Source organism: Nocardia sp. FBN12, from assembly GCF_054031145.1.
Genome location: NZ_CM132926.1, coordinates 4,619,383 through 4,633,725, shown reverse-complemented (window position 1 = coordinate 4,633,725; position 14,343 = coordinate 4,619,383). Strand labels below are relative to the sequence as shown.

The following is a 14,343-nucleotide window of genomic DNA, read 5'->3' as shown; positions in this document are numbered from 1 at the left end:
ATGCCTACAGACGGGCGCCCCTTGGTGGCGTTGGGTGAAGTGCGCACCTGCCTGCTGCCGGATTCCGCGGCGCTCAGCCGCGGTGCGGCGGTGGACCTTCTCGACGTGGTGCTCGGTCGGCCGGGCCTCTCTCGGGAACGCCCTTTGGATTGGGCCGAATCGCCGCGTCTGGCGGTCGGCATCGACTGTCAGTTGGTGCCACATGTCCGATCCCGCGGTGTCGGTACCATCGCCACGAACGCGCTGATTATCGGTGGTCGGGTGTTGCAGAGCTCGGCGCACGCCATTGTCGCCGCGCCGGCGGCGTCGTCGGGGCAGCGACGGACGTGGTCGCACTATCTGGGGCGAGTGGGCACCGTCGAACTGTTGACCGGGGCGTCGGACACGATCTCCGATCGTCTGGTGGTCGGCTTTCTCAGCACTGTCCGGGCCGCAGGCCCGGTCCTGGATCTCACTGCTGTCAGCACCCGACTGCTGACGAAGGTGCACAGTGATGTTCGGCTAGACCAGCAGCCTCCACTACTGGTCGAACCCACACAGCTGCGGTGGGCCGCCCGCGTCGTGCCCGGTGCGCAGGCTTCGGTGCTTTTCGGTTTGCACCAAGATCGAATCCGCACCGCGCTGGTGACGATCGGCTCCGTCGACGACCTGCCCGAGGTTCGTCGATACTGCCAGGATCTGGCCGTGCACGATTGGCTGCTCACCGCTGTCATCGATGTCATCGAGGATGCCGAGTTCGCCCAAACATCAGGCAGCACACCGGAATCGGTGCTGGCACCGGCATTGCAGCACCTCGCCCATCTGTGGATGCCCAGTGCGCACACACCAGCGCCGCTGCGCTGCCTGTGGGAGCAACTGGAGAAGGATCCGGGTTTCTCCCGTCAGTGGCATGCCAGGATCGGGCAATTGCGCGACCGCGTCGCCGTAGCGACTTTGGCCGCGCTGCACCGAACTCCGGCGCAAATGCGTCAGTGGTAGCTGCTAGAGCCGGAACCATCGTCGCACGAGCAGAGCGAAGAAGACCGAGGTCGTCACGCTACCGAGGTAGGACTCGACGATCAGCAGCACCCGGGCCGTCGGTTCGAGGCCCATGGCGTCGAGGTCGCCGAGTCCGAGTGGGTTGAGGAATTCGATCAGGGACAGATGTGTCGCTGTGGTGGCCGCGACGTCGGTCACCAGCATCAGTGCGCCGGCGAACAGGGCCAGTTCGCAGGCGATCCATCCCAGCAGTCTGAACGGTCGATATCCGTAGCCGCACAAGATATTTGCTATGAAGCCCGGCGCGCGGCGGATTCCCCGGCGTTGCGCTCGGGTGCGGGCCCGGGCCAATGCGAGCCCACATCGGTCCTGATCGTCGAGGTCGGCGTTGATCGCATGAAGATCCCGTGCCTGCCGAAAGGCGACGCAGGCGTGCGCGGGTAACCCGACGTCGAGTAGCCGCGCTCCGAGATCCTCGTAGATCAACGCCAGCATGCGGTTCTGTCTTCTGCTCAGGCGAAGAGGTCCTCTTGCTTCGATTTCCGCGGCCAACATCGCCATCGCCAGCACCCGCAGCGGGTGGTCCGCTGCGGGCGGGTGCTCGGGAATATCGTCGATCAGGGCGTATACATGAGCGAAAACCAGACTGTCGCCCGCGCGCCGTGTCGAGGGGGGATCGTATTCGGCGAGGACCCGTTCGACCCGGCGATCGAGCTGATCCAGATTGTCCTGCTCGCTGCTGCTCCCGGGTGCTGCCAGGACCTCCAGGTAGGCATCGGCATGGCGTTCGATGAGGGTGATCTTCGATGCGACGAACGGTGACAGCTGGTCGGTATGGTCATCTTCCCCGAACACGAGCTATCCCTGCGGCCCGTCGCCCTTGGACCAACGACGGTCCTGTGGCCCGGCATCCCACCAATACCCCCCGGGGTCATCCAGGCGATGAGCGAGGAGGTCGCGGGGTTCTTCGGGCCCGAAGTAGTGCTCGTCGTGGTCGACCCAGACGAATCCAGACTTTTTGTACAGGTTGACCGCAGGGGTGTTCGAGGGACGCACCGTAATGAACAACGTGTCGATCCGGGCACCACGGCAGCGATCAACCGCGCGCACCAGCAACTCTTTGCCCAGTCCGAGGCCCCGATGGCTACCCGCTACCGCGAGGCCGATTACCCAGGCGGACCCCTCTTGACCGACCGCGATCAGTGCGTATCCGCAGACCTTGCGCTCGATTTCGGCTACCATCCAGTGCGAGCCGTGGACCTCGAATAGTTGCCGCAACACGAAATACGGGTACGGCTGCGAGGAGAACTCCTGTGATTCCAGCGCTGCGATCGCCGTAAGATCGTCAACGTCGACAGGGCGGAAATAGGGCTCGGTGGCACCGCTCTCGCTCGAACTGTCCAACTCGCGACCCCCGTAGCTTCGATGCGCCCTCCTCCCAGAGTAAAGCAACCAGGTTGTGGCGGAAGGAATACGGCGGTCCGGGCTCTCGCCGTTGCCCGGCAGATTCTTTGAATTAGCATGTTGCACAATAGGACTCGGGATGTCATCGATCTCGTGCGGCGATGGTCTCACGGGGGCGGCATGCGGTGGGCGAGGCCGGCGGACCTGCTTGCCCTGCAAGCTATTTCGTGCTGCGCGAGCACGGCAAACGGAGTTTCGGCGATTGCATCGAAGCTCCGCTTGTCCGGCAGTAATTCACCTGTCACCGGGCGAGTCTTCGCCGCTCGCGGCGTAATACGTCGCCACCTCGATCCGGCGCCGCATCTGTTCGACGCGGGCGGTCCAGTGTTTGGAGAAGTTGGCCGCCGCCTGCAGGTCCCGCCACGGTGCCCGCATCGCGGCCGAGACCTGCGCGCCCGGCATCCACAGGTGCGCAAGATGTTCGAACACCGGGGCGAGCACGGCGACCTGCCGGCCGTCGCTGAATCGTTCGGCCGCAGATACTTTCGCGTCGATGACCGTAAGTAGCCAGTCGTGGACGGCGACATCCTGACAGAACCGCAGAGCATCGGGGAGATCCGTCGCCTGCCGCACCGTCACTCGTAAGGTCCTGGACAGCTTGTCCTCGATACGCATCGACACCGTTGGCCCGGCGGTGCCACCGATGATGGCGGTCCAGCGCAGCCGCGTGGCCGGTGCTCGCAGCGGGGGTCGTTGATCCAGTACCGGCGAGGAACGCAACTCGTCGAGGTGTCGGGCACAGATCGAGGCGAGATCCAGCGTGTTCGGGCCGGGCGGCGCGAAATAGGCTGCGGCCAATGCCTTGTCGGCGAACTCGTGGTCGGGCAGGTCACCGATCACCTCTGTCACCCCGACCTGACCGAGGTAATGCGACCACGGCATGCGCTTTTTCTGCCGAGCCCGCACGACGGTGGTGTGTGCGGACAGCTGCGACAACCGGCCACCGACGACAACCGCGGTCGACTCCACTGTCCCAACCGCGCGTGCGGTCGTCACCGTACCCCAGCCGAGATGGCAGTCGACGCCGGTCGCGCGACGCGGCGAAAAGGGAAGCGGCCCAGGACGTTCTCGGCGTAGGACAGTCGCGCCGGCAACCGTGGACAGCAGTTCCTCGGTGGCCTGGCCATCCAGGGTCACCGAATGCGGCAGCAGGCAGGTGTGGATCTCGCCGAGTACTACGAGCGGTATCCGCGGTCGTGGCGCGGGACGGCGTAGCGGCGATGTCATTCGCGTTGGCTCGTCATTGGCAGGCTCCGTCGATCAGCAGATGTCCCACACGCTCAACAACTTCGGGCGACACCAGCACTCGCTCGGCAGCGCCCTGGGCTGACACCTGGGCGGTGACAGCGTCATCCGGTGCGAGGTGATCGAGGATGACCCGCACCGCCGACTCGATCAGCAGATAGCGCTTGGGCAGCATCGACAGCGTCCGGTAGGCCGTGAATGGCGCCGCGTCAGGGTTGAGCTGAACCACCGGCGGCAGGTCTGCCCAGTGGTCCGGCCAACCCCGGCCCGCGGGCCACGGCTGCGGATCCACTACGGGCGCACCGTGATAGCGCAGCATGCCCAGCCTCAGGAGCTGCCACACCGCGGTCAGGAATGGGCACGACCAGCGTCGCGCGCCGTCCCGATCGTGCCAGAGCTCCACATCCTGGAAGATCGAATGCTCGCCGCGGCCGTACTCGTGCGGCGGCCGATACGGCTGCGGATGCATGGCCGGGCGCAATGAACTGTTCTGCTCCCGACGCCCATTACACAGCCACCCGGATTCGGCGGTCGGTGGCCGGCGGCCGTTGGTGACTTCCTCATCCTCGGGCTCGGCGATAAGCCGAGCCGCCACCATCTCCGCGATCGGGATGGCTGCGCCGACGGCCTCCCCGCCCGCGAACACCGGCGCTTGGTTGCAGGCCGATTCCCTGGCCAGGTAGTCGATCGTCAAGCCGGCGTCGGCGGCCGCGCCGAGCAGTCGGTCGAGCACGGTGGTCGGTTCGAAGCGGGGTTGGAAGTAGTCGTCGGTGAGGTAGCAGGTGCTCACCCGGGTGTCGGGCCCGAATTCGATCCGCGCCGATTCGATGAACGCGGCGACCAGCGGAACGACACGACGCAATCGGGCGCGGACCAGGTCGGTGTCGTAAAGGATTTCTTCGTGTCGGAAGTGGCCGATCTCGATCGACAGGTGCGCCATGGGTAGCGGTGCGGTGACCGATTCCTCCGACGCCTCGCGATAGGTTGGTGAATTCATCTACTCGATATCCCAAGTCGCCGAATCGGTAAGTCGCCGAGCCAGATCCGTGTATGCCTCGACAGTCGCCAGATCGGCGAGCCGGGCGTTCACGTCGGCGTCGAGGATGAGCTGTTCGCGCCACTGCAGCATCGGCTCGATCGGTGTCTGCCCCAGCACCATGGCCGCGCCGATGCCTTCGGCCGTGGCCAGTTCGCGCAGCGCCTTGGACTGCTCGTTCAGCCAGGCCGCCTGAGCCGGGTCCATTGTGCGGGTCCGATCGGACCCGGCGACTGCCGTGCGCACGCAACGCGTGGATGCCAGCAGTTCCTCGCGGTCGTGACCGAAGAGTGCACCGGTCTGGATCAGCCCGTGCGGTCCGTGCACCAGGCCACCGGCGGCCAGCACGTGCTCGCGGGTCCATCGGTGGAAGACCAGCCAGTGCTGCGCGCGGCGCGCCGGCATGGTCGAGGCAGTGGCCCACAAGGCGATCTCCAGGGCGGCTGAGCGTCCGGCGCTGAGGTCGACTATTACCACCGCGAATTCGCTCAGCAGATTGGCGAGCAACGCGACGGCGCGCGCGACAATCGCTTCGTCACAGCCGAATTCGGCGCCGCCCACGTCACCGGGCAGCAGTACCAGGCGGCCTGCTCCCGGCGTGGCGCGACGCAGTTGGGCGCGGTCGGTTTCGCGGCTGATGATCAGTCGCTGCGGCTCGCCGGTCTCCCCGAGCAGATACGAGTGCAACCCTTGCCCCTCGGTGACGCCGCGTTCGGCCCCGCCGATCTCGAATAAGGCGCCCGCTGTCGGAGACCCGAAATCGAAGTCGACATAGGCAACATCGAGGCCGCGCAGACATAGCCGGTAGGCAACGTTGCAGCTGGTGACCGAGCGTCCCGTGCCACCTTTGTCAGAGGTCGCGAAGACCAGCGTCGCGTCGGTGCTCATCGGCCGGCGTCCTCGCGCGCGTGGGCGAGCGCGTCGAGGCGCAGCAATGCGTCGGCGGCCAGCGCGTCGGCGGTGTGCGGCCGCCTGGTCCTGATCTCGGTGGCCCGGTCCAGCGACTGTCTGATCGCCTCCAGTTCCTTGAAGCGTGGTGAATACATGGCATCGCTGACTTGGAGAAACTCCTGGCCGAGTAGATGTTCGGCCTCGCTGATCGAATTGCGCCCGTCGCGTCCGCCCCAGACCCACCGGCCATCCCGGAACGAGGTGCGCAGGTGCGCGCGCCAGAGATCCAGAAGTTGTTGCCGCGGCCGCATTCTCATCGATTCCCCTCCGGACTGCTCCTGCAAGTGTGGCCGCTGGACTGCACCCTTGTCATCGGTTGCGCCGTAGAAGGTTTCGATGCCTCCTGCTGGACGACGGCCGAAAGCCACGTCCGGTAGGGGACCGAACGTGGCTTTCGGGAGGGTGGGCGTGGTTACACGTTGGCGTAGGCCAGCGACGGCACCTTGTCGGTGGCGACGGAGGTGCGCAGGTAGCACCACCAGGTGACACCAGCCATCACCAGGAACGCGGCGGCGTAACCCCAGAAGGCGGGCGCCATACTGCCGAAGTTGATGTTGGACAGGCGAAGTGCCTGCTGCAGGACGAATCCACCGAACGCGCCGACGGCGCCGATCACGCCGATCGCGGCACCGGCCTGACGGCGTGCGGAAGCCTGCGCCTCGGTGATCTCCATGCCGTGTTCGGCGGCGTACTTCTTGGCGGTGGCGCCGAAGATCGAGGGGATCATCCGGTAGGTGGAGCCGTTACCGACGCCGGTGAGCACGAACAGCAGCAGGAACGCGGCGAGGTAGAGCGGGAAGCTCTTCATCGACAGCGCGGTCATGATCAACGCGACCGCGACAGCCATGCCGCTGAAGACGAACACCGTGATGCGCGCGCCACCGACCTTGTCGGAAATCCACCCGCCCACCGGTCGGCTGAACGATCCGACGAACGCACCGAGGAAGGCCAGGTTGCCGACCATGCTGATCCAGCCGATCGAGGCCAGGTGCGGGAAGTTGGCCTTGATCAGGGTCGGGAAGGCGAACGAGAAGCCGATGAACGAACCGAACGTGCCGATGTAGAGAAACGACATGATCCAGGTGTGCGGGTTGGTGAGCGCGAGCTTGTAGGACTTGCCGTCGGCCTTGGCGGAGACGATCGAGTCCATGTAGCGCAGCGCGCCGAACGCGGCCACCAGGACGAACGGTACCCAGACCAGGATGGCGAGGGTGATGCCGAACCGGTAGCCCGCGGCGTCCTTGGCGAGCAGGTGCGTGCCGAAGGTGATCAGCAGCGGGGCGACCAGCTGTGTTTGCGCCACACCGAGATTGCCGCCTGCGGCGTTGATACCGAGCGCGGCGCCCTTCTTGCCTTCGGGGAAGAAGAACGAGATATTGGCCATCGAGGACGAGAAGTTGCCACCACCGACACCGGCGAGCGCGGCCAGCAGCAGGAAGACCCACATCGGGGTACCGGGCTGGTTGATGAAGAACGCCAGACCGAGGGTCGGGATCAGCAGCATCCCCGCACTGAAGACGGTGAAGGCTCGACCGCCGAACTTGGGGACCGCGAAGGTGTACGGGATGCGCAGGGTCGCGCCGACGAGGGTGGGGACCGAGGTCAGCAGCAGCGCGTTGGCGACGGCGGTGGGGTTACCTTTGCCGAGGCCTTCCAGGAAGGTGAAGCCCGCCGCGCCCATGGCGGTGACGATGGAGCCGAACAGCACCCAGACGCTGAAGCCCAGGTTCTCGGCGAGCACGGAGAACCACAGGTTCTTCTTGGCGGTCTTCTCGCCGCCCGATTCCCAGAATTTCTGATTGTCGGGTTCCCACTGGGTGAGCCAGCGACCCTTCTTCTCATATTCGAACGACGGAGATTCCGTCGCCTGGCCGGTGGCGGCGATTGCGGTCATCGGCTTCCTCTCGATCGAGCGCGTGTGCGGTGTCGAGATAAAGGTAGGAGCCGGTTGTTGCGTGACAATGGCCTCAGGTGACGTTCCAGGCAACTACGGCTCACCGCGCGAATTCGCTGGTGGTGACAGCCCGGTTACCTGGAATTAGGAACTGCGAGAATTCGCAGCTCAGCGGTCCGGGTATTCCGCGATGAGTGACCCGAGGAAGCAGTTGGCGGCCTGCACGGCTCGCTCGGCGTCGCCGTCGATGACGGCCTGCACGAGTTCGGCGTGCTCGGTGTCGTAGGCGTCGTCGGATTTCGCGGTCCGCGCGTGGATCACCTGTTCGATGATCGGCAGCAGCGAATCGTAGAACTCCAGATATACCGCGTTGTGGCTGGCGACGACGATCGCGCGGTGCAATTCGACGTCGGCGGCGATGGCCACCGGGTCGGCTTCGGACCAGTTCCGGTTGCTGCGTTCGGCGAGCAGGCGCTGCAGTGTGGCGATATCGGCGTCGTCGCGGCGGCGCGCGGCCAGGCCCGCCGCGGTGGTGTCGAGGGCCTGGCGCAGTTCGAGGATGTCGCGTTCCTGCGCGTCGGCGAAATACTTGCCCAGGGTGCCGCCGACCTCCGAGGTAGCGATCACATAGGTGCCCGAGCCCTGACGGCGTTCGAGCATGCCTGCGTGCACGAGCGCCTGGACAGCTTCGCGCACGGTGTTTCGGCCGGTGCCGGTGAGCTCGGTGAGCTCCGGTTCGGTGGGGATTCGCTGGCCCACAGGCCAACGGCCGGAACGAATCTCGGCCCGAAGCTGTTCGGTCACCTGGGCGATGAGGCTGGTACGCCGGACGGGTTGCACGTCAGCAAGGGTACTGGGCTGTTCCGCCGCTCCGGGACTTCAGGCCGGACTGGTGCGCGGATTGGCCTGGGCGGGCGACCGGCGGGATGTCGGCTGTGCGGTAGCCCGTTCCCGGTGAGTTACCCATGTTCGCGCGGGAGATCGCTCACAGTCGCTTGGCAGCAGTCATCGGGTCATCCTATGATTCCCGAGTGCCGCCGCTCATTCCGCCTCTCCGCGAATCTTGGCCAGACTCAGGCGTCGCGTCGACCCTCGTGGGCGACCGGCGCGACGATGCTGGTCCAGTCAGCCCGTCCCCGGTGAGTTACCCAGGTGCTCCCGAGATCAGCGCGGCCGAGGTCGACGCTCCGGAGATCACTCGGCGGTCTTTGATCGAAGGCCGCCTTCTCGTGTTGACGGCCATCATCATGTCGGCGCTGACCTTGCGCGCCGCTGTCACCGCATTCAGTCCGCTTGCCGAGAAGATCGGCGCCGAGGTCGGGTACGGGACGGGGATCGTCGGGGTGTTCGGCATGTTGCCGACCGCGATGTTCGGTCTCGCCGGACTCATCGCGCCGCTGTTCGTGCGCCGGTTCGGGCTCGAGCGGACCGTGTTCGTGGCGATGTTGCTGGCCGGCGCCGGGTCGCTGGTGCGCGTGTTCGCCACCGGGACCGGTGCGTTGCTGGCGTTCTCCGGGGTCGCGCTGCTCGGCATGGGCATCGGCAATGTGGTGATTCCCCCGCTGGTGAAGCGGTATTTCGGTGATCATCTGGCCGCGATCAGCTCGCTCTATATCGTGATGGTGCAGCTCAGTACCGTTATTCCGGCGTTCATCGCGGTGCCGGTGGCCGAGGCGCACGGCTGGCGGATCTCGATGGGCGTGTGGGCCTTGGTCGGTTTCGCCGCCGCGATCCCGTGGTTCGTGGTGCTGCGCGATCGGCGTGGCCGCGACACGGTCGACACCACCGGACTGCCCGCCGAGGCGCCGGAGACCGGCAAAGTCTGGCGTTCACCGGTGGCCTGGGGGATGGCGGGCATGTTCGGCATGACCTCGCTGACCACCTACGCGATGTTCGCCTGGCTGCCCAAGATCCTGTCCGACGCGGGCGCGAGCGCCGGTTTCGGCGGCAGCATGGTCGGCCTGTTCGCGCTGATCGGCCTGATCCCGGCGCTGGGCGCGCCCACCGTCGTCTCGCGGATGCGCAACCCGTTCCCCGTCGTCGTCGGCTGCATGGTGCTGTTCGCGACCGCTTTCATCGGCTTGCTGGTGGCGCCGATGCAGGCCCCGCTGCTGTGGGTCGTGCTGCTTGGTCTCGGCCCGTCGACCTTCCCGATGGCGCTGACGCTGATCAACCTGCGCACCCGCACCCCCCAGGGTTCGGCGGCACTGTCCGGCTTCACGCAGGGCGTCGGCTACGCGATCGCCTGCACGGGCCCGCTGCTGTTCGGCATGCTGCACACGTGGACCGGCGGCTGGCTCGTCCCGTTCGCCATGCTCTTCGTCGCCCTCGGTGTCCTGCTCGCGGGTGCCTGGCAAGCGTGCAAGCCGCGCATGCTCGAGGATTCTTGGTAACTGACGACTGATTTCGCCAGTACATCGGTAACTCACCGGGAACGGGCTGACGCGACGAAATTCTCACCGTCGGACGCCTGCCGAAGTGCGGCGCGCGTGACTCTGGCCTAAAGTCGCTGAGAGGAGGCGCAGCTCACACCCTCACGGGTGAATATCCCGATTTCTTGCTGCTTCCTTACGCGCGGAAATCGTTGCGACACATGCTGGAAACAAAAGGGCTGATCTCACCTCGCTGACCGGAGGGAGGTGAGAAACCGTTGATTCAAGCGACATTTCCCGCAGCATTTCGGCAATACCCATTTCCTACCGTTGGGCCATCGCACTTTTGGGAGGCCCAATCTTGAGCACGCTGAAGCGGAACCACGACATCGACAACTGGGATGCCGAGGACGTCGCGGCCTGGGAAGCCGGTGGCAAGGACGTCGCCAAGCGCAATCTGATCTGGTCGGTGATCGCCGAGCACATCGGATTCTCGGTGTGGTCGATCTGGTCGGTGATGGTGCTGTTCATGCCCACCGACAAGTACGGCATCGACGCGGCGGGCAAGTTCTTCCTCGTCGCCATGCCCACCCTGGTCGGCGCGTTCCTTCGCATTCCCTACACCGTCGCCACCGCCCGCTTCGGCGGTCGCAACTGGACGATCTTCTCCGCGTTCCTGCTGCTCGTCCCGCTGATGCTGACGCTGTACTTCGTCAACCAGCCCGGCACTTCCTACACCACGTTCCTGATCGTGGCCGCGTTCGCCGGCTTCGGTGGCGGCAACTTCGCGTCCTCGATGACCAACATCAACGCCTTCTACCCGCAGCGCCTCAAGGGCTGGGCGCTTGGCATGAACGCCGGTGGCGGCAACATCGGTGTCCCGGTGATCCAGCTGCTGGGCCTGCTGGTGCTGGTCACCCTCGGCGGCGACTACGCCTCGGTGATCTGCGCGGTCTACCTGGTCCTGGTCGGTGTCACCGCCGTCGGCGCCGCGTTCTACATGGACAACCTGACCAACCAGCAGGCCGACCTGTCCTACATGGTCAAGGCCCTGCGGGTGCCGCAGTCCTGGGCGATCGCCTTCCTCTACATCGGCACCTTCGGTTCATTCATCGGTTACAGCTTCGCCTTCGCCCAGATCTTGCAGATCAGCTTCAAGGCCGGTGGCGACACCGCCGCGCAGGCCGCCATCCACGCCGCGTCGATCGCCTTCATCGGCCCACTGCTCGGTTCGCTGGCCCGCCCCTACGGCGGCAAGATGGCCGACCGGATCGGTGGCAGCAGGGTCACCATCGCCACCTTCGGCGCCATGATGCTCGCGGCCCTGCTCGTCGTCACCGCCTCGACGATGGCCGACGGAAACTCCGGCGTTGCGACCGGCGCCACCATGACCATGCTGGTCGCGGGCTTCATCGCCCTGTTCGTCCTGTCCGGTTTCGGCAACGGTGCCGTCACCAAGATCATCCCGTCGGTGTTCGAGGCCAAGTCCAAGAGCCTGCCGGTCTCGCGGGTCGAGCAGGCGGCCTGGTCGCAGAACACCTCCGGTGCGCTGATCGGCTTCGTCGGCGCCATCGGCGCCCTCGGCGGCGTCGGCATCAACATGGTGTTGCGCAGTTCCTACGCCAGCACCGCTTCGGCCACCTCCGCGTTCTGGGTGTTCCTCGCCTTCTACGTGGTCTGCGCCGCCGTTACCTGGACGGTCTTCCTGCGCCGTCCCCGTCTCACCTCCGACTCCGCTGTGGTGGTCGAGGCCGAGCACATGGTCCTCGAGGCCGAAACCAACGCTTCGTCGGCCAATTCGTCGGCTCGCTGACAACCGACCACTACAAGGAGGTCACTCTCATGAACAGCACTCGTAAAACAGCGGTCGTGGTCGGCCACGGCATGGTCGGACACCGTTTCGTCGAAGCCCTTCGCTCGCGCGACGAGGCAGGCCAGTGGCAGGTCATCATCCTGTCGGAGGAGAAGCTGCCCGCCTACGACCGCGTCGGCCTGTCCTACTACGTCGGCAACTGGAACGCCGACGACCTGGCCCTGCCCGGCAACATGTACGACGGCGACGACCTGGTCGACCTGCGGCTGGGCCAGCGTGGCGAGTCCATCGACCTCGAAGCCAAGACAGTCACCAGCACCAACGGTGACGTCATCGCCTACGACGCGCTGGTCATGGCCACCGGTTCCTACCCGTTCGTGCCGCCGGTGCCCGGCCACGACCTGCCCGAGTGCTTCGTCTACCGCACCATCGAGGATCTCGACGGCATCCGCGCCGCCGCCGAAGCGGCCGGTCCCGGCGCGCACGGTGTGGTCGTCGGCGGCGGTCTGCTCGGGCTCGAAGCGGCCAACGCGCTGCGCTTGCTCGGCATGACCCCGCACGTCATCGAGTACAACGGCCGCCTGATGCCCGCCCAGGTCGACGCCGGTGGTGGCGCGATCCTGGAGAAGCTCGTCACCGATATCGGTCTGAATGTGCACACCGGGGTCGGCACCGCCAAGATTGTCTCGATCGAGGAGGAGGGCGCCGACAAGGTCACCGTGCACCTGTCCGACGAGGCCGAGATCAAGGCCTCGCTGGTGGTGTTCTCCGCCGGTGTCCGCCCGCAGGACGCCCTCGCCAAGGCCTCGGGCCTCGAGATCGGCGCCCGCGGCGGCATCCTCACCGACCTCACCCTGCAGACCTCCGACCCGAGCGTCTACGCGATCGGTGAGTGCGCCGCGATCGAGGGCGTCTGCTACGGCCTGGTCGCACCCGGTTACACCACCGCCGAGATCGTCGCCGACCGCCTGCTCGGCGGTGCGGGCGAGTTCCCCGGTGCCGATATGTCCACCAAGCTGAAGCTGATGGGCGTCGACGTGGCGTCCTTCGGTGACGCGCACGGCACCACCGAAGGCGCCCTCGAGGTCGTGCTCCACGACGCGGCCAAGGGCACCTACGCCAAGCTGGTCGTCTCCGACGACGCCCAGACCCTGCTCGGCGGCATCCTGGTCGGCGACGCCAGCCAGTACGCGGCCCTTCGCCCGCTGGTCGGGCGCCCGCTGCCCGCCGACGCCGCCGCGCTGATCTCCCCGGCAGGCGCCGAACTGGGTGCCGACGCGCTGCCCGACGACGCCCAGATCTGCTCCTGCAACAACGTCAGCAAGGGCGACATCTGCGGCGCGATCGCCGAGGGCGCCTGCGATATCCCGGCCGTCAAGAGCTGCACCAACGCGGGTACCTCCTGCGGTGGCTGTGTGCCGATGATCAAGAAGCTGCTCGAGCAGTCCGGCGTGGCGGTGTCGAAGTCGCTGTGTGAGCACTTCTCGCAGTCGCGCGCCGAGCTGTACGACGTGGTCGCCGTCACCGGCATCCGCACCTTCTCCGAACTGATCGCCAAGCACGGCAAGGGCTCGGGCTGCGATATCTGCAAGCCGACCGTCGCCTCGATCCTGGCGTCGACCTCGAGCGAGCACATCCTCGAGGGCGAGCAGGCAGCGCTGCAGGACACCAACGACCACTTCCTGGCCAACCTGCAGAAGAACGGCACCTACTCGGTCGTCCCGCGGATGCCCGGTGGTGAGGTGACCGCCGACCAGCTGATCGTGATCGGCGAGGTCGCCAAGGAGTTCGGCCTCTACGTCAAGGTCACCGGTGGTCAGCGCATCGACCTGTTCGGCGCCCGCGTGGAGCAGCTGCCGCTGATCTGGAAGCGCCTGGTCGACGTCGGCATGGAGTCCGGCCACGCCTACGGCAAGTCGCTGCGCACCGTGAAGAGCTGCGTCGGTTCCACCTGGTGCCGCTACGGCCAGCAGGACTCGGTCGGCATGGCCGTGTTGCTGGAAAAGCGCTACCGTGGTCTTCGTTCGCCGCACAAGATCAAGCTGGCCGTGTCGGGTTGCGCGCGCGAGTGCGCCGAGGCCCGCGGCAAGGACGTCGGCGTGATCGCCACCGAGCACGGCTGGAACCTCTACGTCGGCGGCAACGGCGGCCTGACCCCCAAGCACGCGGTGCTGCTGGCCGGTGAGCTCGACGACGAGACCCTGATCAGCTACATCGACCGCTACCTGATGTTCTACATCCGCACCGCCGACCGTCTGCAGCGCACCGCGCCGTGGCAGGAGGCCCTCGAGGGTGGCTTCGACTACCTCAAGGCGGTTGTCTGTGACGACAGCCTCGGCATCGCCGGTGACCTCGAGGCCGCCATGGCCAAGCACGTCGAGGGCTACAAGGACGAGTGGGCGGCGGTCCTCGAGGACGAGAACAAGCTCTCGCGCTTCGTCTCCTTCGTCAATGCCCCTGACGAAGCCGATCCGACGATTTCGTTCGACGACAGCGGCGAACGCAAGGTACCAGTGCTCCTCGGCCTTCCGGGCATGCCCGTCAGTGTTGGTTCGGACACAGCACCAGTCGGGAAATAAGCACTTAACGC

The 14,343-nt window shown here is 66.2% G+C and carries 12 protein-coding genes; 4 read left to right on the top strand and 8 right to left on the bottom strand.

The features are described from left to right. Entirely contained in the window at positions 1-978 is a 978-nt protein-coding gene (locus tag ACWZHB_RS21935; RefSeq protein WP_427903718.1) for an SCO2521 family protein, read from the top strand. Between the two features lie 3 nt (positions 979-981). Here ACWZHB_RS21935 and ACWZHB_RS21930 read toward each other — a convergent pair whose 3' ends face one another. The 8 genes from ACWZHB_RS21930 to ACWZHB_RS21895 all read right to left on the bottom strand — a co-directional run bounded on the left by ACWZHB_RS21930 (position 982) and on the right by ACWZHB_RS21895 (position 8,408). Beyond that, entirely contained in the window at positions 982-1,833 is an 852-nt protein-coding gene (locus ACWZHB_RS21930; protein WP_427903717.1) for a hypothetical protein, read from the bottom strand. Between the two features lie 3 nt (positions 1,834-1,836). Beyond that, complete coding sequence (locus ACWZHB_RS21925; protein WP_427903716.1) at positions 1,837-2,382, bottom strand: GNAT family N-acetyltransferase; 546 nt, start codon at positions 2,380-2,382, stop codon at positions 1,837-1,839. Between the two features lie 294 nt (positions 2,383-2,676). Further along, entirely contained in the window at positions 2,677-3,669 is a 993-nt protein-coding gene (locus ACWZHB_RS21920; protein WP_427903715.1) for an SCO2521 family protein, read from the bottom strand. 13 nt (positions 3,670-3,682) lie between these two features. Beyond that, a complete protein-coding gene (locus tag ACWZHB_RS21915; protein ID WP_427903714.1) occupies positions 3,683-4,684 on the bottom strand; it encodes an SCO2522 family protein in 1,002 nt (333 codons plus the stop codon). Next, positions 4,685-5,611, bottom strand: coding sequence for an SCO2523 family variant P-loop protein (locus ACWZHB_RS21910; RefSeq protein WP_427903713.1), 927 nt, complete (start codon positions 5,609-5,611; stop codon positions 4,685-4,687). It abuts the gene before it with no gap. Further along, on the bottom strand, positions 5,608-5,931 hold the full coding sequence (locus ACWZHB_RS21905; protein ID WP_427903712.1) for a hypothetical protein: 324 nt from the start codon (positions 5,929-5,931) through the stop codon (positions 5,608-5,610). The genes ACWZHB_RS21910 and ACWZHB_RS21905 overlap by 4 nt, the downstream gene beginning before the upstream one ends. A 155-nt stretch (positions 5,932-6,086) precedes the next feature. Continuing rightward, a complete protein-coding gene (locus ACWZHB_RS21900; protein WP_427903711.1) occupies positions 6,087-7,568 on the bottom strand; it encodes an MFS transporter in 1,482 nt (493 codons plus the stop codon). A gap of 168 nt (positions 7,569-7,736) precedes the next feature. After that, positions 7,737-8,408, bottom strand: coding sequence for a FadR/GntR family transcriptional regulator (locus ACWZHB_RS21895; RefSeq protein ID WP_427903710.1), 672 nt, complete (start codon positions 8,406-8,408; stop codon positions 7,737-7,739). A 407-nt stretch (positions 8,409-8,815) separates the two neighbouring features. On the opposite strand from ACWZHB_RS21895, the gene ACWZHB_RS21890 reads away from it, so the two are divergent. The 3 genes from ACWZHB_RS21890 (at position 8,816) to nirB (ending at position 14,332) form a co-directional block, all read left to right on the top strand. Then, on the top strand, positions 8,816-9,961 hold the full coding sequence (locus tag ACWZHB_RS21890) for an MFS transporter (RefSeq protein ID WP_427909250.1): 1,146 nt from the start codon (positions 8,816-8,818) through the stop codon (positions 9,959-9,961). A gap of 337 nt (positions 9,962-10,298) precedes the next feature. Beyond that, positions 10,299-11,753: a nitrate/nitrite transporter gene (locus tag ACWZHB_RS21885; protein ID WP_427909249.1), complete on the top strand. Its 1,455-nt coding sequence runs from the start codon at positions 10,299-10,301 to the stop codon at positions 11,751-11,753. Between the two features lie 29 nt (positions 11,754-11,782). Then, positions 11,783-14,332, top strand: coding sequence for a nitrite reductase large subunit NirB (gene nirB / locus ACWZHB_RS21880; RefSeq protein ID WP_427903709.1), 2,550 nt, complete (start codon positions 11,783-11,785; stop codon positions 14,330-14,332). Positions 14,333-14,343: the final 11 nt, after the last annotated feature.

What these genes read in the sequence shown, in the direction of transcription:
- ACWZHB_RS21915 (WP_427903714.1), bottom strand. Translation starts at nt 4,684, where the DNA reads ATGAATTCACCAACCTATCGCGAGGCGTCGGAGGAATCGGTCACCGCA.
- ACWZHB_RS21935 (WP_427903718.1), top strand. Translation starts at nt 1, where the DNA reads ATGCCTACAGACGGGCGCCCCTTGGTGGCGTTGGGTGAAGTGCGCACC.
- ACWZHB_RS21910 (WP_427903713.1), bottom strand. Translation starts at nt 5,611, where the DNA reads ATGAGCACCGACGCGACGCTGGTCTTCGCGACCTCTGACAAAGGTGGC.
- ACWZHB_RS21905 (WP_427903712.1), bottom strand. Translation starts at nt 5,931, where the DNA reads ATGAGAATGCGGCCGCGGCAACAACTTCTGGATCTCTGGCGCGCGCAC.
- ACWZHB_RS21900 (WP_427903711.1), bottom strand. Translation starts at nt 7,568, where the DNA reads ATGACCGCAATCGCCGCCACCGGCCAGGCGACGGAATCTCCGTCGTTC.
- ACWZHB_RS21890 (WP_427909250.1), top strand. Translation starts at nt 8,816, where the DNA reads ATGTCGGCGCTGACCTTGCGCGCCGCTGTCACCGCATTCAGTCCGCTT.
- nirB (WP_427903709.1), top strand. Translation starts at nt 11,783, where the DNA reads ATGAACAGCACTCGTAAAACAGCGGTCGTGGTCGGCCACGGCATGGTC.
- ACWZHB_RS21920 (WP_427903715.1), bottom strand. Translation starts at nt 3,669, where the DNA reads ATGACATCGCCGCTACGCCGTCCCGCGCCACGACCGCGGATACCGCTC.